Source organism: Type-F symbiont of Plautia stali (assembly GCF_059731105.1).
In genome coordinates, this window is sequence record NZ_AP035909.1 from 3,365,332 (window position 1) to 3,389,198 (window position 23,867).

Here is a 23,867-nt window from a genome sequence, read left to right on the forward strand (position 1 = left end):
CAGGCTGAGGCGTAACACTATTTTTTCAGGGCGCCCGTAAGCTGCTTACGCTGATCTTCCAGCGAAATGACGCGATTACAGACCTCGTGACCGAAGTTCTGGAAATCCTGCTCCTGCTTGCTCCACTCAGCCTGAATCGACTGCTGCAGACCGCCAAGATTTCCCATAATCGCCTGCAGCGGATTGCTGCCGCCACTGCCCTGCTTACTGCCCATCTCATTCAGGCTATCCTGCATGACGCCGCCCAGCGTCGACTGAACCAGCCGCTCCCCTTCCGCGCGCACCTTATCGATCGCCTGATGGTGGAACGTCAGCCCGTCGTCACGGTGCTCGATGATGCGGTTCATCTGCTGTTTCAGCTGGCCATTCAGCGTGCTCAGGCGATTGCGGACGTTGCTGTCGGTGCCCAGTTTCTCCACGATAACCCGATCCAGTGCCGCACGTCCTTTCTCCAGACGTGAGGTCGCCCCGCTGTCGATCCACGGCAGATCGCGACGCAGCGCGTTCTGGTAATCGATCGCTTTCTGGCGTTCCGCTGTGCTCAGCGACACCTTCTGCCCGTTGAACTGCACGTCGCCCTGCGGCGAGATCTCAAGATTGCCGTTGGCACCGACCACCTGCACGCTCTGCGGCTTAATCACCACATCATCCTGCGGCTTAACGCTGCATTCATAGGCTGCCTGAGCCTGGGTCGCTGCTGCCAGCAGCACAGCAAGAAGCGCTTTACGCATCATATCTACTCCCTAACATCTGGTGCGGAACCGTTCAGCAATCGGGCCTCAGCCCGACACCGTGTTTCTTAAAACCGGGCCGGCGGACTGATGTTCTGCCCCATCCGGGATGGCAGACCAGCAGCCTGACCGACCTGACCTTTAGTCCCACCAGACGTCGAAGAGTTCCGTCATCTGCACATCCTGCAGCTTGTGATCTTCCAGCCATTTGCGAACCAGAGCGCGATGCTCCTCGGTGCATTTGCCGGTTTTCTGCAGGCAGACCAGACCTTCCCACACCAGGTAACCGCTGCCATCAAAAGCCAGACCGTTAGGATCGATCGCTTCGTTGATGAACTGGTTGAGCGTCTCATCGATTTCACTTTCGCTGGTGCCTTCCGGGAAGCGCCAGGCAACCGAGAACCCCAGCTCCTGAAACTCATCAATGTGCAGTTTTTTGCGTAAACGGCGGCTGCGTTGTGTGGCCATTATTTCACCCTCTCAAACATTAAATCCCATACGCCGTGGCCTAAACGCTGCCCGCGCTGCTCAAACTTGGTCAGTGGACGCGTCTCAGGACGCGGCACATAATTCTGTTGTTCTGACTGGTTGCGGTAACCATCAATGCTGTTCATCACTTCCAGCATATGCTCCGCGTAGGCTTCCCAGTCGGTCGCCATGTGGAAAACGCCGCCCAGCTTCAGTTTACGCATCACCAGTTCGGCGAAAGGCACCTGGACGATACGGCGTTTGTTATGACGCGCTTTGTGCCACGGATCGGGGAAAAAGAGCTGAACCATGCGCAGCGAGTTATCCGGGATCATCTTCTCCAGCACTTCCACCGCGTCATGACACATCACCCGCAGGTTCTGTACATCCGCCTCTTTCGCGGCGGCCAGACAGGCTCCCACGCCTGGCGCATGCACTTCAATACCCAGGAAGTTCTGATGCGGCGTGTTCTGCGCCATGGTGACCAGCGACGCGCCCATACCAAAGCCAATCTCCAGCGTCACCGGTGCCTCGCGGCCAAACAGCGCGACTAAATCGATCGGCTCCGGCTGATATTCCACCCCCATGACCGGCCACAGGGTGTCCAGCGCCTGCTGCTGGCCTTTGGTTAAGCGACCCTGGCGGCGCACAAAGCTGCGGATCCGGCGCAATGGCCGCCCGTTCTCATCAAATTCTGGGGTGATGACGTCATTAATCATGTAAAAGCCTGCTGGTTAGCCTGTTCCGGGAAACGGGCATTATGCAAAGTTCATAAGCAGAAGCAAGCCTTTGCAATCTTCCGGTTTACACCCAGGTGCGCATGTGCTGGAATTCCTGCCTGAGTGTAGAGTAAACACGGAAATTTTCCTTCTTATGATGCAAGCGCCGCAGTTCGCGCAACAGGTGCTGGACTGGTATCAGCGCTTTGGCCGCAAAACCCTGCCCTGGCAGCTGGAGAAAACGCCTTACAAGGTGTGGCTGTCTGAAGTGATGTTACAGCAGACCCAGGTTGCCACGGTTATTCCCTACTTCGAACGCTTTATGGCGCGCTTCCCCACAGTCAGCGATCTGGCGGCGGCACCGCTGGATGAGGTTCTGCATCTCTGGACCGGCCTCGGCTACTACGCCCGTGCGCGTAACCTGCACAAGGCGGCAAAACAGATTGTCGATGTTCATCAGGGCGAGTTCCCTGTGAATTTCGATGATGTCTCTGCCCTGCCCGGCGTAGGCCGCTCGACGGCGGGGGCGATCCTGTCGCTGTCACTGGGACAGCACTTCCCGATTCTGGATGGCAACGTCAAGCGCGTGCTGGCCCGCTGTTATGCCGTCAGCGGCTGGCCGGGCAAAAAAGAGGTCGAGAAGCGGCTCTGGCAGATCAGTGAAGAGGTCACCCCCGCTGAGGGCGTCAGCCAGTTTAACCAGGCGATGATGGATCTGGGCGCGCTGGTCTGCACCCGCTCGAAACCGAAGTGCGAAATCTGCCCGCTGAACAGCGGCTGTGAAGCCTATGCCAGCAGCAGCTGGGCCAGCTATCCCGGTAAGAAGCCTAAACAGGTGCTGCCGGAGCGCAGCGGCTGGTTCCTGATGATTCAGGATGGCGATGATGTCTGGCTGGAGCAGCGTCCCCCCGTGGGTTTATGGGGAGGGCTGTTCTGCTTCCCGCAATTCACCACCGAAGCGGCGCTGAACGACTGGCTGGCGGCACGCGGCATCCACGCCAGACCGCAGCAGATGACGGCCTTTCGTCATACCTTCAGCCATTTCCATCTCGATATTGTGCCAATGTGGCTGGCATGGCCTTCTGTCGGGGCGGCGATGGATGAAGCAGGCGGTCTCTGGTATAACTTAGCGCTGCCACCATCTGTGGGATTAGCTGCACCCGTTGAGCGCCTGCTGCACGAGCTGCGCCATCCCCGACAACTGGCTTTGGACAGTTGTGAGATTAATGAGGAAGAAGAATGAGCCGCACCATCTTTTGTACGTTTTTACAGCGCGACGCGGAAGGACAGGATTTTCAGCTCTATCCGGGCGATTTGGGTAAGCGCATTTACAACGAGATTTCGAAAGAAGCCTGGCAGAAGTGGATGGCGAAGCAGACCATGTTGATCAACGAGAAGAAACTCAACATGATGAATCCTGAGGATCGTAAAGTCCTGGAGAAGGAGATGGTCAACTTCCTGTTCGAAGGCAAAGACGTTCACATCGAAGGCTATACACCGCCAGAAGCGTAAATTTTCGGGCCTCATCGCTGGGGCCGGTTATCCAGGTCAGGCTTGCATTCCCAATGAATAAAAAATTAATCGCCCTGCTGGTGATAGCACCACTTTTGGTTTCCTGTTCCGGGTCGAAAAAACAGCAGTTCCACGAAGAGTGGGTAAAAGACACTAACGGCTTTGATATTCTGATGGGGCAGTTTGCTCACAATATTGAGAATATCTGGGGTATCAATGAGGTCCTGATCGCCGGGCCCAAAGATTACGTCAAATACAGCGACAACTATTACACCCGCAGCCACATCAACTTTGAAAGCGGTAAGCTGACTATCGAGACGATTTCGGGCACCGACCCCATGGCCAGCCTGCGTCAGGCGATCGTGACCACCCTGCTGATTGGCGACGATCCGGGCAATGTCGATCTCTACTCCGATGCCAACGATATCGTGATCAGTAAAGAGCCACTGCTCTATGGTCAGGTGCTGGATAACACCGGGCAGCCGATCCGCTGGCAGGGCCGCGCTGAAGCCTTTGCTGACTATCTGATCCAGCACAAACTGCAGCGCCGCACGTCGGGTCTGCATGTGATTTACACCATTACAATTCCGATGGTGCCGAACCACCTGGATAAGCGTGCACACAAATACCTGCCGATGGTGCGCAAAGCCGCCGAACAGTATGGTGTGGATGCATCGCTGATTCTGGCGATTATGCAGACCGAATCGAGCTTTAACCCCTACGCCGTGAGCCACTCCGATGCACTGGGCCTGATGCAGGTGGTGCAGCACACCGCCGGTGTTGACGTGTTCCGCATGAAGGGGAAATGGGGCAAGCCAAGCCGCAGCTATCTGCTGGACCCGGAGAACAATATCGATGCGGGCACCGCCTATCTGTCGCTGTTGCAGCGCAGCTATCTGGGCGGCATTCAGGATCCGCTGTCCCGCCGCTATGCGGTGATCACCGCCTACAACGGTGGTGCAGGCAGCGTTCTGCGCGTCTTCTCCAGCGATAAAGATCGGGCATTCGCGATGATTAACGACCTGCCGCCGAACAGGGTCTATCAGATCCTGACCAGCCAGCATCCGTCGGCGGAGTCGCGCCGTTATCTGTATAAGGTGAGTACCGCACAGCGGAGTTATCGGGGGTTCTGACTGGATCCGGGGGTGTTCGCTGCGCGAGCGGGCTATGAGAAGGTTTCGTTCGCCCAACAGGTTGGGCAGTTTCAGTTTCGCCTCTGCAGGCGACCGACAAGGGGGCGCCAGTCGCCGCGCCCCCTTGACCCCGGGCTCCGGCCTGCTTCACCGCCGCTCCGCGGTCCCTTCGCTTCTTCCGGATTTCTCACGGACCGGCAGGACGCGCCATCCCTGGCGCGACCCTGCCTCTTCGCGACATCCCTGTCGCTCGTCCTGAAATCCCTCATCCGCTCAGCGGCTCAGACGGCCTCCCTCCCCCGCTGTTAACTTTTCTATCTATCTGGCTCTCATATCGCGGTGCGTTTAGGGGACTGCTTTAGCCTTCAGGCCAGCAGACGATGCTTCACATCAGAAAATAGAAGATATCAAAGGCGGGGGTGTGGGAGAGGCATCCGGCGCGCTGAGGAACAACCGGAGGCCAGGATGAGCCGACAGGACGTCGGCGAGAGGACGGCACGAGCCAGGGATGGCGAGTCCGGACGGTCCGTTGGCCGCAGGGCGTGACGAAGGCACCCCGCTACGCGGGGCGCGGAGGCTGCCGGACGCCGGGATTGTTAAGGGGCGGGCGTCCGCCCCTTGACGCGTCCGCCTGCACGGGCAGGCTGAAACTCCCTCATGCCTGGCGGGCGAAACCTTCTCAGAGCCAGCCCACCGCCAGGCAGGCGAAAGAATCTCATCGCCCCTTCGCGCAGCGAAACTATCCCCTCACCATCATATTGGCCACCAGATATTTACGTCCCTGCTCATCCTCTTCGGTGTAAACGCCCTGCAGCTCTGGCGAGAAGCCTGGCAGCAGGTTCAGCCCCTCTTCCAGGGCCAGGAAGTAGCGCTGCACCGCGCCGCCCCAGATCTCTCCAGGCACCACGCAGAGCACACCCGGCGGATAAGGCAGCGCGCCCTCGGCGGCAATCCGTCCTGCGGCCTCGGCTATCGGCACCAGCTCGACCTCACCGCGAATATACGCCTGATGGGCATCCTGCGGATTAACCCTGACCGGCGGGAACTCCGCGGCGCGGAACATCAGGCGCTGCAGATCCTTCACATTGTGACTGACGTAAAGATCGTGCATCTCCTGACAGAGGCGACGCAGAGTGTAACCGGCATAGCGTTGCGCATTTTTACGGTAGATCGTCGGCAGCACTTCGGCCAGCGGCGCATCATCCCTGACGTGCTGCTCGAACTGCGCCAGCATCGCCACCAGATTCGCCATCTTCTCCGGGCTCTCTGCTGGCGTCAGCAGGAACAGGATCGAGTTGAGGTCGCACTTCTCCGGCACAATGCCGTTTTCGCGCAGATAGTTCGCCAGAATCGTGGCCGGGATCCCGAAATCACTGTACTCCCCGCTGGCGGCGTCGATCCCCGGCGTGGTCAGCAGCAGCTTGCAGGGATCGACCCGATACTGATCGCGCGCATAACCGGCAAAACCGTGCCACTTTTCCTGTGGTTCGAAGCTGAAGTAGCGCAGATCGCGGGCGATCGTCTCCGTGGGCGCATCCTGCCAGCGCTGCCCGGCCACGCGCTCCGGCACAAACGGCAGGATCATTTCGCAACGCTCCAGGATCGCTTTACGCGCATCGATCCCCAGCGTGACGCACTCATCCCACAGGCGACGCCCCGCCTCGCCCTGATGCATCCGGGCGTTAATATCCAGCGCAGCAAACAGCGGATAAAACGGACTGGTTGAAGCGTGCAGCATAAAGGCGTTATTCAGACGCTTGTGCGGACAGAAGCGGCGCTGTCCGCGAATGTGATTATCTTTTTTGTGGATCTGCGAAGTCTGTGAAAAACCCGCCAGCTGCTTGTGCACCGACTGCGTGACAAAAATGCCGGGATCGTTCTCGTTCAGTTCTAACGTCAGCGGTGAGCAGCCTTCCATCAGCGGGATAAACTGCTCGTAGCCGAGCCATGCGGAATCAAACAGGATGTAATCACACAGATGACCGATGCGATCCACCACCTGACGCGCGTTGTAGACCGTGCCGTCGTAGGTGCCCAGTTGGATGATCGCCAGACGGAAAGGCCGCGCCTCTTCTGCGCGCTGGGGCGCAACCGCCGCGATCTGCTCGCGCAGATAGGCCTCATCAAAGCAGTGCGCATCAATGCCGCCAATAAAGCCGAAAGGATTGCGTGCCGCCTCCAGATAAACCGGCGTGGCCCCCGCCTGGATCAGCGCGCCATGGTGGTTCGACTTATGGTTGTTGCGGTCAAACAGCACCAGATCGCCCCGGGTCAGCAGCGCATTGGTCACCACTTTATTGGCGCTTGAGGTGCCGTTGAGCACAAAGTAGGTTTTGTCGGCGTTAAACACCTTTGCCGCATACTTTTGTGCATCTTTAGCCGATCCTTCGTGGATCAGCAGATCGCCCAGTTTGACGTCGGCATTACACATATCCGAGCGAAAAACATTTTCGCCATAGAAGTCATAGAACTGTTTACCCGCCGGATGTTTCCTGAAGAACGCGCCGCCCTGATGACCGGGGCAGGCAAAGGTACTGTTCTGCATATCAACATAGCGGGAGAGCGTCTCAAAAAAGGGCGGCAGCAGCGCCGCTTCATAGGCCTGCGCGGCCGCCTCCAGCGCAATCCACTCCTGCGGATCGCCATTCAGCTCCCCGCTGACGCCGGGCAGGTGCATCACCTCCTCTTCAAAGGCGTTGGCGACAAATACCGGCAGGTCGAATCCGGTATGACGCAGCAGTGTCAGTATGCCGCTGCGGGTATCCGCCAGCGAGACGACAACCGCCGCGACATCGGTAAAGTCGGTGTTATCCAGCGTCACCACGTCGCGCGCGGTGTTCAGAGTCAGACTGGGCGCCACAGCGGCGCTGGCAGCAATTTTCAGTGGAGTCATAAAGCGTCCCTAACGGCAGGGAGGAGGTGCCCGTGGCACAATCATGGGGACAGCGCCCCGGCGAAGAATGTCAGTGAAAACCGTCAGAAGGCATTGTGCAGCCGTTGAAGAGCAGATAACCGGCCGCTGCCAGGCTGGCCTCACCGCATGGGGAACCGCAGCGTATTCAGGAAAGAGGAAAAACCGGTGCGCGCCGGAAAGAGCGAACGGTAATCCGGGCGGGTGCGCGGTGAACCGGACATGGCGACGTCCTCTGTGATGTATAAACAGGGCCAAAAAGTGGCGGTCATGATGTCATCTTTTTTTTACGTGGACAACCCGAGCCAGGCAATTATCCGGCAGGCGACAAAAAATATAACACACTGTTTTTAATGAATAATTTACATTTTAAAATTAACAGCACGATTAATTATATGAAATATATGCAGATTTATGCAGAGCGCGATCGACGGCTGACGATGCGCGTGAGCGGGATTCACTGCCCCCTGGCCTGACCCTTGCCCTACCGCATTGCCTCTGCCGGGCGTACACTCATCCTCACTGTCACACTCCTGGAGGATGCATGTTCAAGGCACTGATCATTGAAAATGACGAGCAGGGTTACCGCGCCCTGCTCAAAGATCTCCCCGAATCGCAACTGCCCGACCACGATGTCACGCTCGACGTCAGCTACTCATCCCTGAACTACAAAGATGCCCTGGCTATCTGCAACGAAGGCCCGATTGTGCGCCAGTTCCCGATGGTGCCGGGTATCGACTTTGTGGGCCGGGTCACTGCCAGCCGCCATCCCGACTGGAAAGAGGGAGATATGGCCCTGCTGACAGGCTGGGGGGTGGGCGAAAAACAGTGGGGCGGCCTGGCACAGAAAGCCAGCGTCAGCGGCGACTGGCTGGTGCGCGTTCCCGCCTCTCTCACTCCGCTACAGACGATGGCAATGGGCACCGCGGGACTGACCGCGATGCTCTGTGTGATGGCGCTGGAGAAACAGGGCATCACGCCTGACCACGGGCCGGTGCTGGTGACGGGTGCCAGCGGCGGCGTCGGCAGCTACAGCGTCAGCCTGCTGGCGCGGCTGGGATATGAGGTTATCGCCTCCAGCGGACGCGCCAGCGACCATGCCTACCTGATCGACACCCTGGGGGCGGCCTCAGTCATCGATCGTGATGAGCTGTCGCAGCCAGGCAAGCCGCTGGCAAAAGAGCGCTGGGCTGCCGCGATAGACAGCGTGGGCAGCCACACCCTGACGAACGTGCTGGCCGCCACCCGGCGGGACGGCGCGGTCGCCGCCTGCGGTATGGCGCAGGGTCTCGACCTGCCTGCCAGCGTCGCGCCCTTTATTCTGCGCGGCGTCACGCTTGCCGGTGTGGACAGCGTGCTCTGCCCGACACCGCTTCGCCAGCAGGCGTGGCAGCGGCTGGGTGAGCTGCTGGATGGCGAACGGCTCAGCCGGCTGAGCCGGGTCATCCCGCTGAGTGAGGCGAAACAGGGTGCGCAGGATCTGCTGGACGGAAAAGTGCAGGGCCGGCTGATTGTCGACTGCCGCTGACGGCTTCTGAAGGCGCGCTTCGCGCCTTCAGAGCGTGCTCTGCTGCAACCGTCTGATAAGTCCCTCCAGCGCGAACTGCGTGCCCTGCTCCATCACCGATTTCGGATCGCCACTGAACTGGTGGCACTCCGCCTCATCCCGGCCGTCGGGCAGGACCCAGCCAAACCAGATGGTGCCTGCCGGGGTGCCATCTTCACCGCCATCCGGCCCGGCATAGCCGGTAATCGACAATCCCACCGGTTCACCCGAGCGTGCGCAGGCCCCCTGAACCATCTCCCGCGCCGTCTGTTCGCTCACCGCCGTGTGCTGTTTCAGCGTGGCGGGATGCACACCCAGCAGACGGATTTTGGCGTTATCGCTGTAGGTCACGAATCCACTGGTGTAGAAGTCACCGCTGCTTTCCACCGCCGCCAGCGTCATGCTGATGAGCCCGGCGGTACAGGATTCGGCGGTCGCCAGATGCAGTCCGGAAGAGAGTAAAAGTGTGCCCAGTTGTTCAGCCGTTTGCGCTAATGATTTTGCCATTATGGTTTCCTTAATCGTCAGTCCGGAACTCCAGGTATAGCGCAAAATCCGTGAACAAATAGACGCAAGGCAATGTTTTTAAAGCGAAACGGTCAGATTGCCGATCAGAAAAACAGGCGTTCAGTTAATCAAAGCGTCCTTCAGCGAAACAGGATGAGAGTAGTCCGCCAGCCTTCGCAAATCGGTGTTTATTCCTGTCGTGATCTCTCTCAGAGCCGCGATAAAAAGCGGCCCGGATGAGCACCTGCTACGCCAGCGTCGTTACCTCCCTCGCCAAAAATGAGGTAACAGAGCAGCGAATCCTTTGATTACTTGTTAGTATTCACCTGCTTGCTGACATGACAAAGACGGCGCTGCATAAAAGCCGCAAAAAAGCAGAACAGCACACTGAGCGAGACTCTGACCCGAGAAGATGGAATTAAATCACTGTTTTAAATAGCTTTATGAGTTTATAAACAACCACAGCGCACACTTTTTTAACCTGAATGCACTGGCATTTATCAATACGTAAGGAAGAGAGTTATGGCGCAAAAACCTGTGGTAGTTATTCACTACTGTATGCAATGCAACTGGCTGATGCGGTCAGCGTGGATGGCACAGGAACTTCTGCATACCTTTGCTGAGGATCTGGCGGAGGTGACGCTGAAACCCGGCACCGGCGGTGTGTTTGAGATCATGCTGGATGAGCATCTGCTGTGGGAACGTAAGCGGGATGGCGGCTTTCCTGATGCGACCACGCTGAAACAGCGGGTGCGCGACATCTGTTTCCCGGATCGCACGCTGGGTCACATCGATAAAAACAAAACGGAGATCGGCTAAGCTACCCGGCTCAGCTGTGAGTAATTTTCTCTGCCGCGTCGTGCAGGGCCGCAATCAGCGTCTGCAACGCGGCATCAGAGATATCTTCCTGCGCCAGCCGCTGGTTCAGAGCGACTTTCAGTCCGTAAATCGCCTGCTCGACGGCGGGAATGCTGCGATTGTTGACCAGAATCGCCAGCGTGGAGAGACGCGTGATCAGGCGGGAGACCGTTTCGCGGTTATCTGCCAGCAGCGCCTTACCGGCCGCCGTCAGGCGGTACGCTTTGCGCGCGGCCTGAGCATCCACTACCTCAATCGCCTCCATCTCCTCCAGCAGCGTCAGGTTGGGATAGATGATCCCCGGGCTGGGGGTGTACTCCCCTTTTGACAGCTCCTCAACCGACTTAATCAGCTCATAACCGTGTGCCGCATGCTGCGACAGAAAATGCAGCATCAGCAGACGAATCTCACTCGCTTCCAGCATTTTTTCACGGCGTTTTCGCCGCCCGCCACAACCGCCTGTGCGGGCACTCGGGTCGTCAGCGGAAAAGGGCGTGGGGTGCTGTTTCATAGTCTGGCCTGCGAAAAAAGGAGCCTGATGGTAGTCTGCCGCCAGGCAAAACTCAATTGTCAGCGCCGGTTACTTCTGGTGCCAGTAGGCCACCGCCCGCACGAAGTCACTGTTGATGCCGCGCTGCATCGTGAAGTAGTCGCAGAGCGCCTTCACAAACTCACCTTCACCGGTCAGCCAGATAAAGTAATCCTCCGCCGGGAATGTCACCTGATCCAGCCGGGCAATCAGCTGGCTGAGCTGCGCGGTCTGCATCTGACCGCTGCCGAGCCAGTTCAGCGTCACGCCGGTGGTGTCCGGCAGGTAGTCACGGCCCGTTGCCTCATCGGTAAAGGCGTAGAGATGCAGGGCCTGCGCCCGGGCGTCGCGCTGACGACGTGAAAAGGCGGGCAGCCCGGTTTCGTCGCAGACATAGAGCTGGAAGGCGTAATCGGTCGGCACCACCAGCGAACCGCGTGGCCCGCCGATCACTAAGCGGTCGCCCGGCTTCGCCTGGGTTGCCCAGTCACTGGCGACACCCTGCTGATGAATATAGAAGTCGAGCGTCAGTGACGACTCGCCATCAAATTCCAGCGGCGTGTAGTCGCGGGCCGGTGGACGCTCGCCCTCGGGCCAGACAATCGCTCCATCGGTGATCTGCGGCAGCGCCAGTTCGGCCCCTTCTGCCGTCGGGAAGAAAACCTTGATATGGTCATCGAAACCAGGTGAGGTAAAGCCCGCCAGATCGCTGCCACTGAAGCGGATGCGCCAGAAGTGCCCGGCAATCTGAGTTTTACTTTCGACCTGAATATGACGGAAACGCAGTTCGTTTCGGACGCGCTGCGGCACGCGCGGATTCGTTGATGCTGGCAAAATGTCTCTCCTGGAACGGGACAGATACCCGTTATTCAAAGGGTTGGCGATGATTAGTTAATAACAATCATTCTCATCTGAAGCCAGAAGATAAGCGATGATATATCTTGAGCACAATGACGAAAAATGCGATCCGACGGTTTAAGATATATTTTATAACGACGCGATGAGTGCAGGCCCTGGATTCAACAGGGAGCGGGAAGGCGTTAAGAACAAAGGTCAGCCGCAGAGCAGGCCTCGCCGGACGCGCCGCAGAGACGGCCCGGAAACGAAGCGTCAGACGCGGCAGCGGCAAATCAGAGAAGAGCGGATGTGAATAGAAAGAGGTCAGGCTGTCCGGCTCCTGATGAGCCGGGCAACATCTGCGCCGCCGGGGCTGGCCGCGCATTCACAGTTACAGGGTATCGCCGAATCCGGAGAAGCAGTGATTACTGCTGTTCTGTTCCGGCAGCTCACCATCACCCACAATTTCATGACCGGCGCTCTGAGAGTGCGGATGCAGTCCGGCTGGCGGTGAGAAGGGTTCAGCCTGTTGTGCCATTGCCATAACGGGCAATGCCAGAATCAGTGAGATTATTAAGCGTCGCATAGGTGTCTTCGTTTGTGTTCTGGCCGTGAACGGCCTGAAATGCAGATGATTATTCCAGCCCTGCTACAGATGCACGATGATTAAGGTACAGCAGGGTTTCGGAGGAGAATTTTACGCCAGAACGGGGAGTTATTTTATAAAATCGTGCGGTTTATCACGGTTCACCGCACGAAAGATGCATCCGGCACGCCGCTGGCAGTGTGCCCTGCTCCACTGACTACGCCCGGGTAACCGGAATGGAAAAAACGCCGCTCAGCCAGTCGGGCTGACATTGCGTAAAATCGAGACTCAGCAGATCTTTGCCCTGACGGCGTGACACACCCAGTCCGGGCAGATGCTGATAATAGATATCTTCAATAAAACGCGTCAGCTGCTCTGGCCTGCCGCTCCAGCGGATGCGCGCATAGAGGCCCCGCTCTTCGCGCCAGCTGACGGTATGCTCGCCCAGCAGCGCCGCATGCTGCGGCTCCAGCGCCTGAAACAGGCTGATATTCTGCTGGTCAGCCGAGCTGTGGCCGGGACCGTACTGAAAGCCTAACCACCCCTGCTTCACATGACTGCCCGCCAGCGCCACCAGCTGCCGCGCCTGGTCGGCTACCCGGTGTTCGCGGTCGGCGATGTAATTACCGAACTGACACTCCCACTCCAGCGTCTCACCGCAGAGAGGCAGTGCTTCCTCGCGCTCCACCAGCGTCGCGCGCTCATCCAGCGAACGCGCCAGTATACGGCCGTGAAAGTTTTTAACCGGCAGATGAGGAAAACGGCGAAACGCGCCGGGCGTCAGCGAGAAGTGCCCTTTGAATACGCGGGTGAAGTTTTGCTGGTTATCGAAGCCAAAGCGAACGGCGATATCAATAAGCGTCATGCGCGTCAGCCGGAGCGCCATGGCGGCCATTGTCAGACGCCGTTTGCGGGTATAGGCAGCCAGCGTCTGTCCGGTCATCTCCTTGAACATGCGCTGCATGTGCCATTTGGAGTAGCCCGATTTCAGGGTGATCTGATCGATATTGAGGTCGTCGGTAAGATTGGCTTCTATCCATTCGACTAAGTCGTGAATGTGCTGTTTTTTGATGGCCTGGCTGAGCATGATGGCGATTTACGACGCGGGTTAAGACTGAGAATTTCGTTACAAAAGAATAACAAAAATCGCGAATCGGTGTAAGGAAAGGGTAAGGCGAACACGCCCGTGCAGGGCGATTTCGCATTAATTGCTTAGGTTACTAACTAAAAAAGGCTGGCTCGCGCCAGCCTCCTGATGATTAAAAAAATCTGCGCCGCACTGAGCCTGCGCGTTAGCAGCACCCACCGCCGTTACAAGGACAATTAATGGCTGCGCATCCCCGCCGCCGTCATCATCATCCGGAACAGAGAGGCAACAACACCCAGCGCCAGTACGCTGGCGGCATAGATAAACACCAGCCACATGACGCGCTTCCACCAGGGTGCTTTCGCGTCATTGCCAGCTTTCGTTTCGTTGTGGCTTTTCATGCTGCTGAGACTTTTCATATCAATGATATCCTGCGTCTGCTTTGATTTTTCCACGGAACACGTAGTAGCTCCAGAAGGTGTAGCCCAGGATCATCGGGATGATCAGCAGGCTACCCACCAGCATAAAGGCCTGACTCTGTGGCGGTGCCGCGGCGGCCCAGATGGTCACTGACGGTGGAATAATATTTGGCCAGATGCTGATGCCCAGTCCGGAGAAGCCCAGGAAGATCAGCGCCAGCGTCAGCAGGAACGGAGAATAGTGCGCTTCACGTTTGATGGCGCGCACAATGCCCCACGAGCAGAGCAGCACCAGCACCGGAACCGGCAGGAACAGGAAGAGGTTTGGCTTACTGAACCAGCGATGCGCGATGTCGCCATGGGCAAACGGCGTCCACAGGCTGACAATCCCGATAACCACTAACAGGGCGATGACCAGCGGTGTCGCCAGCGCGGACATTTTGCGGTGCAGCTCATTTTCGGTCTTCATGATGAGCCAGGTGCAGCCCAGCAGCGCATAGGCCACCACCAGACCGACGCCGCAGAACAGCGGGAACGGTGCCAGCCAGTCCATGGCGGAACCGGCGAAACGGCGTCCCTCAACCGGAATGCCATCCAGCAACGCGCCCACGGCCACACCCTGACTGAAGGTAGCGATGATCGAACCGGCAATAAATGATTTGTCCCAGAAGGCGCGATGACCTTCGACCGCCTTGAAGCGGAATTCAAAGGCGACGCCGCGGAATATCAGACCAATCAGCATGGCGGTCAGCGGGATGGTCAGCGCATCGGCAATCACCGCGTAGGCCAGCGGGAACGCGCCGTAGAGGCCTGCCCCGCCCAGCACCAGCCAGGTTTCATTACCATCCCAGACCGGCGCGACGGTGTTCACCATCATGTCGCGCTCACCGGCATCTTTATTGAACGGAAAGAGCAGACCGATACCCAGGTCAAAGCCATCCATCACGATATACATCAGGGTTGCGAAGACGATAATCACAAACCAGATAATAGAAAAATCGATCATCTTAGTGGTCTCCATCCTTAAAGGTGGCAGCCGAAAGCGGACGCGCCGGCGTTTTCTTCTGACCGGGTCCACCCTCTTCGGTGATATGACCTTCGCCAGTAACCGGTCCCTGCTTAATCAGACGCATCATGTAGTGGTAGCCCACCCCGAACACCGAGCTGTAGACCAGAATAAAGGCCAGCAGACTGATGCTCATGTGAATGTCACCATGCGCCGACACCGCATCGATGGTGCGCTGCACGCCATAAACCACCCACGGCTGACGACCAATTTCGGTGGTAAACCAGCCAGCCAGAATCGCAATCAGACCCGATGGCCCCATCAGCAGCGCAAACCACAGGAAAGGACGCGACTCATAGAGACGTCCTTTGAAACGCAGCCAGAGGCTGACCACCCCCAGCGTAATCATCAGCAGGCCCAGCGCCACCATTACGCGGAAGGACCAGAAAATGACGGTTGAGTTGGGACGGTCCTCTTTCGGGAACGACTTCAGCGCCGGAACCTGCTTGTCCAGGCTGTGCGTCAGGATCAGACTGCCGAGGTACGGCACCTCCAGCGCATACTTCGTCCGCTCCTGCTCCATATCGGGAATACCGAACAGGATCAGCGGTGTGGCTTCACCCGGCGGGTTTTCCCAGTGCCCTTCAATCGCTGCAATTTTGGCAGGCTGATGTTCCAGGGTGTTCAGGCCGTGCGCATCACCGATCATCGCCTGAATCGGCGCGACAATCAGTGCCATCCACAGCGCCATCGAGAACATACGGCGGATAGCCGGATTGTTGTTGCCCTTCAGCAGATGCCAGGCCGCCGACGATCCCACGAAAAACGCGCTCGCGAGGAATGCCGCCACCGACATATGGAACAGCCGGTAAGGGAAAGAGGGGTTAAAGACGATTTTGAACCAGTCCTGCGGAACCACGATGCCATTCTGAATGATGTAGCCCTGTGGCGTATGCATCCAGCTGTTAGAGGCGAGGATCCAGAAGGTTGAAATCAGTGTTCCGAGGGCAACCATACAGGTGGCAAAGAAGTGCAGACCCGGCCCCACGCGATTCCAGCCAAACAGCATCACGCCCAGGAAACCCGCTTCCAGGAAGAACGCCGTCAGCACCTCATAGGTCAGCAGCGGGCCGGTGATACTCCCGGCAAAAGCCGAGAAGCCACTCCAGTTAGTCCCGAACTGATACGCCATAACCAGTCCTGAGACCACACCCATACCGAAGTTAACGGCAAAGATTTTGGACCAGAAATGGTAGAGATCGCGATAAGACTGATCGCGGGTTTTGAGCCACATACCTTCGAGTACGGCCAGGAAACTGGCGAGACCGATAGTGATGGCGGGAAAGATAATATGGAAGGACACAGTAAATGCGAACTGAATCCTGGCCAGATGAAAGGCATCTAATCCGAACATTGCTTACCTCTTTGCCACATAGAACACCATGTATTTACTTATAATTAACAACTTAAGCCTGATGCGCGGGTTTCTCTGCGCTTATTGAAATTCCCGCCGCAAATTTAAAACTATTTGCGACGCGGAAACAGAAACAGTGGGATGAATGAAAACTATAACAGTATTTGTTGATTCTGATCATTGTTTTTAGCAGGAATTACTTATTTAAAAATAAGGCTTAAAGGTTAATTTAAGCGCACTTATGTGTCGCTAATGTTACAGTAACACCACCCGTAAAAAGAGAGACTGGCCTGAGTCAGGCCTGCATGAAAAAGGTCTTCAACAGCCTGTTTTCAGACACTATTTTGTTATAAACCCCACTCAGGGAAAGGTCAAAAATGAGAGAGGGAAAATTAAATCGCTTGGTTTTTTAACAGGTTAAAACCGCAAGCTTTTATCTCTGCCGCTTTGTTTGCTTTTTCGCATAACCCTGCTAATACCGCCATTAAAACCGCATAGAAAAACCGGGAGGAAAGCGATTTAAGCGCAGCTGTAAATGTTAATAAAATGAGTCAAAAAGCAGAGCTGAATTAAACGTCACACGCAGGCCGACGATTATTCCGGACCCGCGCGAGAAAAAACGGTTTAATAAGCGGCAACGGGCCGCTGGGGTTATTTGTGCCGCCGTTGCGCTCTGCCGTTTTGTCACCGAAGAGAATCTGTCACAGCGGATGCAGCCGGAGAACTGCGCGAGCGCCTGAAGAGTGAGTCGTCGCGTGGAGACGGAGGCCGGAAAACAGAGGGGAACTACTCTGCGGCGGATTTTTCGCGCTGCGCCAGAATCCGGCTCACGTTCAGCTCCAGCCAGTCGGCCAGCCCGACAACCTGCTCACCGACTTCGCGACCCAGCGGAGTCAGGCAATATTCCACATGCGGCGGCACCACGTCATAGGCGATACGCTGCACGAAGCCATCCTCTTCCAGATAGCGGAGGTTCTGCGCCAGCATCCGCTCACTGACGCCCCCCACCGTCCGGCGCAGCGCGCTGAAGCGCAGCGTCTGGCCCTGCAGCGCTAACAGGATCAGCACACTCCAGCGGCTGGTCACGCGCTTCAGCACGTCACGGGACGGGCAGTTAACGTTAAGCAGCTCACCCCGGCTAAATCTTTCACTCAGTTTTTCAGACATTTACTTCGCTCCGTTCAAACTAACAATTCTGTAAGTACTTACTAAAAATTAGTCTATCCCGTAGTCTGATTTTCACCAACCGTCACAGGAGAGATAACATGATTGCCGTAACAGGAGCTACCGGCCAGCTGGGCCGGTTCGTGATCGATGCCTTACTGAAAAAAGTCCCGGCGGGAGAGATCATCGCTGCGGTGCGCACGCCCGCCAGAGCGGCGGATCTTGCGGCGCAGGGTGTCACTGTCCGTGAGGCTGACTACAGTAAGCCAGAAACCCTCAGGGCCGCGTTTTCGGGCGTGGATAAGCTGCTGCTGATCTCCGGCAGTGAAGTGGGCCAGCGTGAAGCGCAGCACAAAGCCGTTATCGAGGCGGCGCAGGCGGCGGGTGTGGGTTTTATCGCTTACACCAGTCTGTTGCATGCCGACAGCTCACCGCTGGGGTTAGCGGTTGAGCACCGCGCGACCGAGGCGCTGCTGCAGGCCTCTGGCATCCCCTTTGCGCTGCTGCGCAACGGCTGGTACAGCGAGAACTATGCAGCCAGCATTCCTCCGTCACTGGCGCACCACGCTTTTATCGGTGCGGCGGGCGAAGGCCGTATCGCCTCGGCAGGCCGTCAGGATTATGCGGAAGCGGCGGCAGAAGTCATGAGCCGTGACGATCAGGCCGGTAAGGTTTACGAACTGGCCGGTGATGAGAGCTACACCCTGGCGCAATTCGCTGCGGAGATTGCCGCCCAGAGCGGCGAGAAGGTCGATTACGTTAATCTCTCACAGAGTGACTTCGCCGCAGCGCTGAAAAACGCCGGTCTGCCAGACGGCCTGGCGGAGATGCTGGCGGATTCCGACGCCGGCGCAGAGAAAGGCGGCCTGTTTGATGATTCCCGCCAGCTGAGTCAGCTAATCGGTCGCCCGACGACCACCTGGCAGGCGGTGATTGCCGCGACGCTGGCGAAACAGTGATGTTGATGGCAGGGAGCGGACAGCCTGCTCCGCTCCCTGTCCGTTTCCCTCCTTCTTCCGTTGGGTATGCCACTTTTTGCACCCTGCCAGGGCCTCTGGTTTCTTTACAAAATGTAAACAGGCGCCTGTTTTCTTCAGCTTAAATTTTTTTCTTTAGTTACCTAAGAGATTCATCTGAAATGCGTTTTTTGTGAACAGCAGCATATTTGGTTGAATTGTCTGGAATTTATTCAAAAACCTCAATTAATAGACAATTTTTATTACGTTCATAGGCAATCTGCATTGTTGTTCCGCAGATTGAGAGGTCTATAATTTGTCCTTTGTGCAACCATGACCGCTCAGGAGGCCGCTATTAATACTTATCGCCAGCAACAAAATGCACTTGAAGAGGTTCGTGCCGGGGCGGAAGTTGAGTATCAATACGATCCCCATGAACTGAAACTGGATCGCATGCAGGATTCTGAACCGGAACCGGAGCTGATCGAAGGCCTGCCGGCGCCGGATGCGCTGACGCCTGCCGATCGTTATCTGGAACTGTTTGAACATGTCCAGATGTCGCGAATTTTCGAGGACAGCAAAACCTTCCCCGACTGTTCGCCAAAGTACGATCCGCTGGATGTGCTGATGCGCTATCGTCGGCAGAAACGCAGCAGTGACTTCGACCTGTCGCGTTTTGTCGCCGATCACTTTTATTTGCCTGGCGTAAATGAAAGCTTCTATGTCTCCAACCCGGATAAAACGCTCAACGAGCATATCGATGACCTGTGGCCGGTTCTGACTAAAATGCCGCAGCAGCATATGCCGCACTCATCACTGCTGCCGCTGCCTAAACCCTATGTGGTCCCCGGCGGACGCTTTGGTGAAACCTACTACTGGGACTCCTACTTTACGATGCTCGGTCTGGCAGAATCGGGCCGCGATGACCTGCTGCGTCATATGGCGGACAACTTTGCGTGGCTGATCGATAACTACGGTCATGTGCCTAACGGCAACCGCACCTATTACCTGAGCCGCTCTCAGCCGCCGGTATTTGCCCTGATGGTCGAGCTGTTTGAAGAAGATGGCGTGCGCGGTGCCAAACGCTATCAGGAACAGCTGATGAAGGAGTATCAGTTCTGGATGGACGGCGCCGGTTCACTGATGCCGAACCAGGCCTATCGTCATGTGGTGCGCATGCCAAACGGCTCACTGCTCAACCGCTACTGGGATGACCGCGATACGCCGCGTGATGAATCCTGGAGCGAAGATGTGGAAACCGCGCGTGAATCTAAACGTCCGGCCAGCGAGGTCTATCGCGACCTGCGCGCCGGGGCGGAATCGGGCTGGGATTACTCCTCGCGCTGGCTGCGTAACCCGAAACGGCTGTCGAGCATCCGGACGACGCAGTTCATCCCGATCGATCTCAACGCGTTTCTCTACAAGCTGGAACTGATGATCGCCACGCTTTCGCATGCCAAAGGCGAAGAGCTGACGGCGCTGGCGTGGCAGAAAAAAGCGGAAGCGCGTAAACGCGCCATCACCCGCTATCTGTGGGACAGCACCGCAGGCGTTTTCCGCGACTATGACTGGCGGCGTGAGCGCTTTGGGGCCTTTACGGTAGCGTCAGTCGTGCCGCTGTTTGTCGGGCTGGCTACACCGCATCAGGCACATCTGCAGGCGATCTCGCTGCGCCATCTGCTGCTGAGCAACGGCGGTCTGCTGACCTCTATGGTTGAAAGCGGCGAGCAGTGGGACCGTCCAAACGGCTGGGCGCCGATGCAGTGGATGGCCGTGGTTGGCCTGAATAACTATGGCGAAGAGACGCTGGCGAGTGAAGTGGCGGTTAACTGGCTCAACACGGTCAACAACTTTTATCAGCTGCACCATAAGCTGGTCGAGAAATATGACATCAGCGGCGATCGCGCCCGTCCGGGTGGCGGCGGTGAATATCCGTTACAGGATGGCTTTGGCTGGACCAACGGGGTAACCCGCAAGTTGATGACGATGTATGGTCATCTGATGGCAGACTGACACACAGAACAGCATTGACGCAAAAAAGCCGGGGCATCCCGGCTTTTTTATGCAGACTGCTCTGCGCTATTTCTTCGCTTCCGTGCCTGGCTGTGACGCCCGCTGCAGGAACTGCTGCGTCACTTCAGGCAGATGCTGCAACAGCCACTCTGCCATTGCCACTTCCTGGTCACGGATTTCGCTAAGGATCCGTACACCCTGGGTATCCCCTACCTGTTCTGCCGCCGCAATCAGGCTGGTATAGCTGGCGATCTCGGCATTCTCAAACACATAGCCGCTGATAGCGCCTTTCACCACTTCATCAGAGTTAAACATGCCGCCCACGGCCTGGCCGGTGGCCGCCATTTTGCCCATCGCATCTTTCATCACGGAATGATCGATACCGTGGCTGTCGAGCAGCTGTTCCAGCAATGTCAGCTGATGTTTTGTCTCGTCCAGATGCTGGGCCAGGCGCTGTTCCAGCGCCGGATAATGTTCAAGACGGCCCGACATTTTGCTCAGCATGCTTTCCGCTTGTTTTTCCATGGCATGCGCATCGCGCAGCCAGTCATGATAATGCTCAATTGCAGTCATGTGTCACTCCTTAAGAGACGGTAATCGACTCAGCGACCGAGGTCAGCTTTTCATCCGTTTGTTTCTCTTCATTCAGTGTCGCTTCCAGCAGCTCGGCGGCTTTGGTGTAGCCCAGCTTTAACGCCAGCGCATGCAGGGTGCCGTAAGTCGCAATCTCATAGTGCTCAACTTTCTGCGCTGCCCCGATCAGCCCCTGATCGCGGACTTCGCCCTTCTCGACCGAGTCGATGATCTCCTGCGCTTCCTCAACCAGACCTTCAAGCGCATGGCATTTCATACGTTTAATTTTAACTTCAGGTGTTACCTCTACCAGTTCGTCGAGGCGTTCAATCTGCACCCGGGTCTCTTCCAGGTGTTGATTAAACGCAGCAACAAGCGTTTCGTCACTGGCAGCACGCGCCATTTTAGGCAATGCACGGGTTATCTGTTTCTCAGCGCTGTATACATCGGACAGGTCATGGATGAACAGATCGTTTAACGTTTTCACTGTCATAAGATAGCCTCATTGATTAAAAAGCTGCGTCAGTAATAACGCAACGCCAGTCATATCGTTGACACCTGGAAAGTCTAGTGGAGATTCTTAATATCGCACGCTCAGGCAGTGTGAATTTAAGACAAAAGTGGCATGTAAAATGCATTTTCCTTTTTGCAGCAGCATCTTAGCTGAAAATTCTTTTCTGGCTTACGGCTTCGCTAGCAGCATCGTAATTTGTACAAGGTTATAAATCACTGTATAAATTTCCGGAATCCGGCGCATAAAAAATGCACCAGGCAAAACTTTACCTGTACAGAGTTTTAATAAAGCGTATAGCTTTAACGAGACGGAAATAAAAAAACCGGACAGGAAAACCTATCCGGTTTAATTAAGGATATCTGTTGCTACCGGTCATTAAGCAGCGACATCATTCAGGAGGTAATTATCTTTAAGGAAAATTAAAGAGAATCTCTTTAGCCCGCTTAACCTCTTAACCTGCTGTGGTGACAGCATTAAAGGGTTTAGCTACGGCGACTGACCTTACCTCCTTTGCGCCCTGCTTCAATGGCCCGCTCCGGGTCATTCTTAAAGTTCCCGCCGCTTTTCTGGCCGCCTTTGCGCCCGGCTTCAGCCGCGCGCTCTTTGTCAGCCGCAAAGTTTCCGGCCCCACCACGATATTGAGTCATTCTGTGTTCCTCTTTGAATTAAAAATCAGAATTTGCACAGTTAATGCTTCATCAGGCCGATTCAGCAATCTAAATGTAGACAGAAAATCGGACCGATCAAGCGAGCCAAATAAAAATCCGTCATCGCTCTGGTTTATTGGTGGCTCTGCCCTCATCCGGATTGATAACGCATTTCAACTATCGCCTTTTCCTATTCAAAAAAGCGCAACGGCGTGTCAAAACTTTATAAACAAATTCGCCGCGCCCTATTAATCGATCTTTTTCGAAAAATGTCCAATTGAAAAAATCGTAAGCGAAGCGGCTGCAACATAACTTCTTCAATATCAGGTGGTGAAGATGATCAACAAACGATCAATTTACCTAAGCGAAGCGCGAAATAAATCCAGGCCGCGTCTTTTCAGGATCAGAATTAAGCGAAGCGCACGGCATTATGAGCATCAGGTTTAAAATGGTGAATTTGATCAATAAATGATCAATTATCATGGTTTAACGAGAGTTTTAATTAAAATCATAGGCCATTTCCGGCCCTGAAATTAATGACTAAGCGAAGCGGTATAATTTAAGCATGTGGACAGTGAAGGTGAGGCTTTCGGAATAGTACTAAAAAGTGTTTTCTGCGGAGGCTGGCATCAACCCTGCCGCTCTGCGTCACAGGCAGGAGTGTGATGAAGTGTAAAAGAGAAGATCGGGTGAGGTGTGCCGTTACGCCTGATGGAGAGCGCACACAGCCGGCTATATCAGGTCACAGTAGTCGGGTAATGTCAGGATCAAAAGCCACACCGCGTTTGCCGTTTTTCTTGATGCGGTACATCGCTTCATCCGCGCGCGCCAGCGCGGTGTCGAAATCATCGCTGGCCTGTACCTGAGATACGCCCACAGAAGCCCCGATCATAGCGTGCCCGTTTGCCATCTCAAACGGCGTCAGAACCGCATCCAGGCAGGCATGGGCCAGCGCTCTGACCTGCGGATGAATGATGGCAAAGGGCAGCAACAGGACAAACTCATCCCCACCGAGCCGGCCCGTGATGACCGCTTCCGGAACGCTTTGCGTCAGCCGCTGACTCAGCTCAATGAGTACTTCGTCACCGCTGCGGTGACCCAGCGTATCATTGACGTGCTTGAAGTTATCCAGATCGATAAAGACGACACAGAGCGGCCCCTGCGCTTTGAGGTCGCAGAAGGCGCTTTGCAGTGCATGACGATTGTTGAGTAATGTCAGGGGATCGTGCAGCGCCAGCAGCGCGAGCTGCTCTTCATATTGCTTTTCTTTGGTCATGTCGATATGCGTGCCGATTACTTTGACCGGCTGCCCCGCGTCATTCCACTCGCTGACCCGGCCACGATCCAGTACCCAGGCGATGCTGCCGTTTTTAGCGATCATGCGATGCAGGGCCTCGTAGTAGGGCGCTTTCCCGGTAATGTGGTCGTAAAACGCGCGTAAAACCTCGGCGGCATCATCGGGATGCAGGCTCTCTTTCCAGGATTCAAACGTGGCGTCAGTCTCTTTCGGCTGGAAGCCCAGCATGGCACCCCAGCGCCGGTTGAAGATCACCAGCTTGCCGCTGGGAATGTCCAGTTGCCACAGAAACAGCCCGGTGCCATCCAGCGCCGCATTGAGTTTTGTCCGGGCGTCATGCGCTATACGCTTCAGCCGCGCATTATGCTTTTTCAGGTTCTGTATCTGCAGACGCAGCGCTTCTTCTGACATGACCGTAAGACAGGATTGAGAAAGGGGTA

At 56.2% G+C, this 23,867-nt stretch carries 24 protein-coding genes; 7 read left to right on the top strand and 17 right to left on the bottom strand.

Translation table 11 applies throughout. The features are described 5' to 3' along the window. Positions 1–17 precede the first annotated feature (17 nt). The 3 genes from AC6I7A_RS15970 to trmB form a co-directional block, all read right to left on the bottom strand. Positions 18–734, bottom strand: coding sequence for a YggN family protein (locus AC6I7A_RS15970; RefSeq protein WP_009087151.1), 717 nt, complete (start codon positions 732–734; stop codon positions 18–20). Positions 735–872: 138 nt separating this feature from the next. After that, positions 873–1,199, bottom strand: coding sequence for a YggL family protein (locus tag AC6I7A_RS15975; protein ID WP_009087152.1), 327 nt, complete (start codon positions 1,197–1,199; stop codon positions 873–875). Beyond that, a complete protein-coding gene (trmB, locus tag AC6I7A_RS15980) occupies positions 1,199–1,918 on the bottom strand; it encodes a tRNA (guanosine(46)-N7)-methyltransferase TrmB (RefSeq protein WP_046102515.1) in 720 nt (239 codons plus the stop codon). Before trmB ends, AC6I7A_RS15975 begins: the two co-directional genes overlap by 1 nt. A 154-nt stretch (positions 1,919–2,072) precedes the next feature. On the opposite strand from trmB, the gene mutY reads away from it, so the two are divergent. From mutY to mltC, 3 genes are read left to right on the top strand one after another with little or no spacing between them, the layout of a single operon-like run. Next, entirely contained in the window at positions 2,073–3,161 is a 1,089-nt protein-coding gene (gene mutY, locus AC6I7A_RS15985) for an A/G-specific adenine glycosylase (RefSeq protein ID WP_058958117.1), read from the top strand. After that, on the top strand, positions 3,158–3,430 hold the full coding sequence (locus AC6I7A_RS15990) for an oxidative damage protection protein (protein WP_009087157.1): 273 nt from the start codon (positions 3,158–3,160) through the stop codon (positions 3,428–3,430). Before mutY ends, AC6I7A_RS15990 begins: the two co-directional genes overlap by 4 nt. Before the next feature lie 53 nt (positions 3,431–3,483). After that, positions 3,484–4,563 carry a membrane-bound lytic murein transglycosylase MltC gene (mltC, locus tag AC6I7A_RS15995; RefSeq protein ID WP_009087159.1) on the top strand — a complete coding sequence of 360 codons (1,080 nt, stop codon included), beginning with the start codon at positions 3,484–3,486 and terminating at the stop codon, positions 4,561–4,563. A 739-nt stretch (positions 4,564–5,302) separates the two neighbouring features. On the opposite strand, the gene AC6I7A_RS16000 is transcribed toward mltC, so the two are convergent. Then, positions 5,303–7,456 (bottom strand): ornithine decarboxylase, encoded by a 2,154-nt coding sequence (locus tag AC6I7A_RS16000; protein WP_046102516.1) that lies wholly within the window; start codon positions 7,454–7,456, stop codon positions 5,303–5,305. A 562-nt stretch (positions 7,457–8,018) separates the two neighbouring features. On the opposite strand from AC6I7A_RS16000, the gene acuI reads away from it, so the two are divergent. After that, the gene (gene acuI / locus AC6I7A_RS16005; protein WP_058958116.1) at positions 8,019–9,002 is read left to right on the top strand and encodes an acrylyl-CoA reductase (NADPH); all 984 of its coding nucleotides are present in this window, start codon (positions 8,019–8,021) and stop codon (positions 9,000–9,002) included. A 27-nt stretch (positions 9,003–9,029) separates the two neighbouring features. On the opposite strand, the gene AC6I7A_RS16010 is transcribed toward acuI, so the two are convergent. After that, on the bottom strand, positions 9,030–9,527 hold the full coding sequence (locus AC6I7A_RS16010; RefSeq protein ID WP_009087165.1) for a CinA family protein: 498 nt from the start codon (positions 9,525–9,527) through the stop codon (positions 9,030–9,032). Between the two features lie 522 nt (positions 9,528–10,049). Here AC6I7A_RS16010 and AC6I7A_RS16015 point away from each other — a divergent pair. After that, entirely contained in the window at positions 10,050–10,346 is a 297-nt protein-coding gene (locus AC6I7A_RS16015; RefSeq protein WP_009087166.1) for an Rdx family protein, read from the top strand. 10 nt (positions 10,347–10,356) lie between these two features. Here the strand turns inward: AC6I7A_RS16015 and AC6I7A_RS16020 are convergent, their stop codons facing one another. The 8 genes from AC6I7A_RS16020 to AC6I7A_RS16055 form a co-directional block, all read right to left on the bottom strand. Then, positions 10,357–10,896, bottom strand: a complete 540-nt coding sequence (locus AC6I7A_RS16020) for a PadR family transcriptional regulator (protein WP_058958115.1) — start codon at positions 10,894–10,896, stop codon at positions 10,357–10,359. Positions 10,897–10,965: 69 nt separating this feature from the next. Then, positions 10,966–11,748, bottom strand: coding sequence for a siderophore-interacting protein (locus AC6I7A_RS16025; RefSeq protein WP_058958114.1), 783 nt, complete (start codon positions 11,746–11,748; stop codon positions 10,966–10,968). A gap of 394 nt (positions 11,749–12,142) precedes the next feature. Continuing rightward, on the bottom strand, positions 12,143–12,337 hold the full coding sequence (locus AC6I7A_RS16030) for a hypothetical protein (protein ID WP_033736052.1): 195 nt from the start codon (positions 12,335–12,337) through the stop codon (positions 12,143–12,145). Between the two features lie 217 nt (positions 12,338–12,554). Beyond that, positions 12,555–13,424, bottom strand: a complete 870-nt coding sequence (locus tag AC6I7A_RS16035; RefSeq protein ID WP_058958113.1) for a helix-turn-helix domain-containing protein — start codon at positions 13,422–13,424, stop codon at positions 12,555–12,557. Between the two features lie 236 nt (positions 13,425–13,660). Beyond that, entirely contained in the window at positions 13,661–13,825 is a 165-nt protein-coding gene (locus AC6I7A_RS16040; RefSeq protein ID WP_482907821.1) for a DUF2474 domain-containing protein, read from the bottom strand. 19 nt (positions 13,826–13,844) lie between these two features. Continuing rightward, entirely contained in the window at positions 13,845–14,849 is a 1,005-nt protein-coding gene (cydB, locus tag AC6I7A_RS16045) for a cytochrome d ubiquinol oxidase subunit II (protein ID WP_046102528.1), read from the bottom strand. A 1-nt stretch (position 14,850) separates the two neighbouring features. Next, positions 14,851–16,263 carry a cytochrome ubiquinol oxidase subunit I gene (locus AC6I7A_RS16050; protein WP_009087179.1) on the bottom strand — a complete coding sequence of 471 codons (1,413 nt, stop codon included), beginning with the start codon at positions 16,261–16,263 and terminating at the stop codon, positions 14,851–14,853. Between the two features lie 786 nt (positions 16,264–17,049). Next, on the bottom strand, positions 17,050–17,430 hold the full coding sequence (locus AC6I7A_RS16055; RefSeq protein ID WP_009087181.1) for a winged helix-turn-helix transcriptional regulator: 381 nt from the start codon (positions 17,428–17,430) through the stop codon (positions 17,050–17,052). 98 nt (positions 17,431–17,528) lie between these two features. Between AC6I7A_RS16055 and AC6I7A_RS16060 the strand changes: the two genes are divergently transcribed. After that, complete coding sequence (locus AC6I7A_RS16060; RefSeq protein ID WP_058958111.1) at positions 17,529–18,386, top strand: SDR family oxidoreductase; 858 nt, start codon at positions 17,529–17,531, stop codon at positions 18,384–18,386. A gap of 330 nt (positions 18,387–18,716) precedes the next feature. Then, on the top strand, positions 18,717–20,396 hold the full coding sequence (gene treF, locus AC6I7A_RS16065; RefSeq protein WP_009087184.1) for an alpha,alpha-trehalase TreF: 1,680 nt from the start codon (positions 18,717–18,719) through the stop codon (positions 20,394–20,396). 66 nt (positions 20,397–20,462) lie between these two features. Here treF and AC6I7A_RS16070 read toward each other — a convergent pair whose 3' ends face one another. The 4 genes from AC6I7A_RS16070 to AC6I7A_RS16085 form a co-directional block, all read right to left on the bottom strand. Then, a complete protein-coding gene (locus AC6I7A_RS16070; RefSeq protein ID WP_009087185.1) occupies positions 20,463–20,969 on the bottom strand; it encodes a ferritin-like domain-containing protein in 507 nt (168 codons plus the stop codon). A 10-nt stretch (positions 20,970–20,979) separates the two neighbouring features. Beyond that, positions 20,980–21,462: a YciE/YciF ferroxidase family protein gene (locus AC6I7A_RS16075; RefSeq protein ID WP_009087186.1), complete on the bottom strand. Its 483-nt coding sequence runs from the start codon at positions 21,460–21,462 to the stop codon at positions 20,980–20,982. Between the two features lie 503 nt (positions 21,463–21,965). Beyond that, positions 21,966–22,130, bottom strand: coding sequence for a con-10 family general stress protein (locus AC6I7A_RS16080; RefSeq protein WP_004571242.1), 165 nt, complete (start codon positions 22,128–22,130; stop codon positions 21,966–21,968). A 742-nt stretch (positions 22,131–22,872) separates the two neighbouring features. Further along, a complete protein-coding gene (locus AC6I7A_RS16085) occupies positions 22,873–23,838 on the bottom strand; it encodes a diguanylate cyclase domain-containing protein (protein ID WP_058958348.1) in 966 nt (321 codons plus the stop codon). Positions 23,839–23,867 lie beyond the last annotated feature (29 nt).

Bases quoted from the DNA above. Each gene is read 5' to 3' on its own strand.
- AC6I7A_RS15970 (WP_009087151.1), bottom strand. From the start codon at position 734: ATGATGCGTAAAGCGCTTCTTGCTGTGCTGCTGGCAGCAGCGACCCAG.
- AC6I7A_RS15975 (WP_009087152.1), bottom strand. From the start codon at position 1,199: ATGGCCACACAACGCAGCCGCCGTTTACGCAAAAAACTGCACATTGAT.
- trmB (WP_046102515.1), bottom strand. From the start codon at position 1,918: ATGATTAATGACGTCATCACCCCAGAATTTGATGAGAACGGGCGGCCA.
- mutY (WP_058958117.1), top strand. From the start codon at position 2,073: ATGATGCAAGCGCCGCAGTTCGCGCAACAGGTGCTGGACTGGTATCAG.
- AC6I7A_RS15990 (WP_009087157.1), top strand. From the start codon at position 3,158: ATGAGCCGCACCATCTTTTGTACGTTTTTACAGCGCGACGCGGAAGGA.
- mltC (WP_009087159.1), top strand. From the start codon at position 3,484: ATGAATAAAAAATTAATCGCCCTGCTGGTGATAGCACCACTTTTGGTT.
- AC6I7A_RS16000 (WP_046102516.1), bottom strand. From the start codon at position 7,456: ATGACTCCACTGAAAATTGCTGCCAGCGCCGCTGTGGCGCCCAGTCTG.
- acuI (WP_058958116.1), top strand. From the start codon at position 8,019: ATGTTCAAGGCACTGATCATTGAAAATGACGAGCAGGGTTACCGCGCC.
- AC6I7A_RS16010 (WP_009087165.1), bottom strand. From the start codon at position 9,527: ATGGCAAAATCATTAGCGCAAACGGCTGAACAACTGGGCACACTTTTA.
- AC6I7A_RS16015 (WP_009087166.1), top strand. From the start codon at position 10,050: ATGGCGCAAAAACCTGTGGTAGTTATTCACTACTGTATGCAATGCAAC.
- AC6I7A_RS16020 (WP_058958115.1), bottom strand. From the start codon at position 10,896: ATGAAACAGCACCCCACGCCCTTTTCCGCTGACGACCCGAGTGCCCGC.
- AC6I7A_RS16030 (WP_033736052.1), bottom strand. From the start codon at position 12,337: ATGCGACGCTTAATAATCTCACTGATTCTGGCATTGCCCGTTATGGCA.
- AC6I7A_RS16035 (WP_058958113.1), bottom strand. From the start codon at position 13,424: ATGCTCAGCCAGGCCATCAAAAAACAGCACATTCACGACTTAGTCGAA.
- AC6I7A_RS16040 (WP_482907821.1), bottom strand. From the start codon at position 13,825: ATGAAAAGCCACAACGAAACGAAAGCTGGCAATGACGCGAAAGCACCC.
- cydB (WP_046102528.1), bottom strand. From the start codon at position 14,849: ATGATCGATTTTTCTATTATCTGGTTTGTGATTATCGTCTTCGCAACC.
- AC6I7A_RS16050 (WP_009087179.1), bottom strand. From the start codon at position 16,263: ATGTTCGGATTAGATGCCTTTCATCTGGCCAGGATTCAGTTCGCATTT.
- AC6I7A_RS16055 (WP_009087181.1), bottom strand. From the start codon at position 17,430: ATGTCTGAAAAACTGAGTGAAAGATTTAGCCGGGGTGAGCTGCTTAAC.
- AC6I7A_RS16060 (WP_058958111.1), top strand. From the start codon at position 17,529: ATGATTGCCGTAACAGGAGCTACCGGCCAGCTGGGCCGGTTCGTGATC.
- treF (WP_009087184.1), top strand. From the start codon at position 18,717: ATGACCGCTCAGGAGGCCGCTATTAATACTTATCGCCAGCAACAAAAT.
- AC6I7A_RS16070 (WP_009087185.1), bottom strand. From the start codon at position 20,969: ATGACTGCAATTGAGCATTATCATGACTGGCTGCGCGATGCGCATGCC.
- AC6I7A_RS16075 (WP_009087186.1), bottom strand. From the start codon at position 21,462: ATGACAGTGAAAACGTTAAACGATCTGTTCATCCATGACCTGTCCGAT.
- AC6I7A_RS16080 (WP_004571242.1), bottom strand. From the start codon at position 22,130: ATGACTCAATATCGTGGTGGGGCCGGAAACTTTGCGGCTGACAAAGAG.
- AC6I7A_RS16085 (WP_058958348.1), bottom strand. From the start codon at position 23,838: ATGTCAGAAGAAGCGCTGCGTCTGCAGATACAGAACCTGAAAAAGCAT.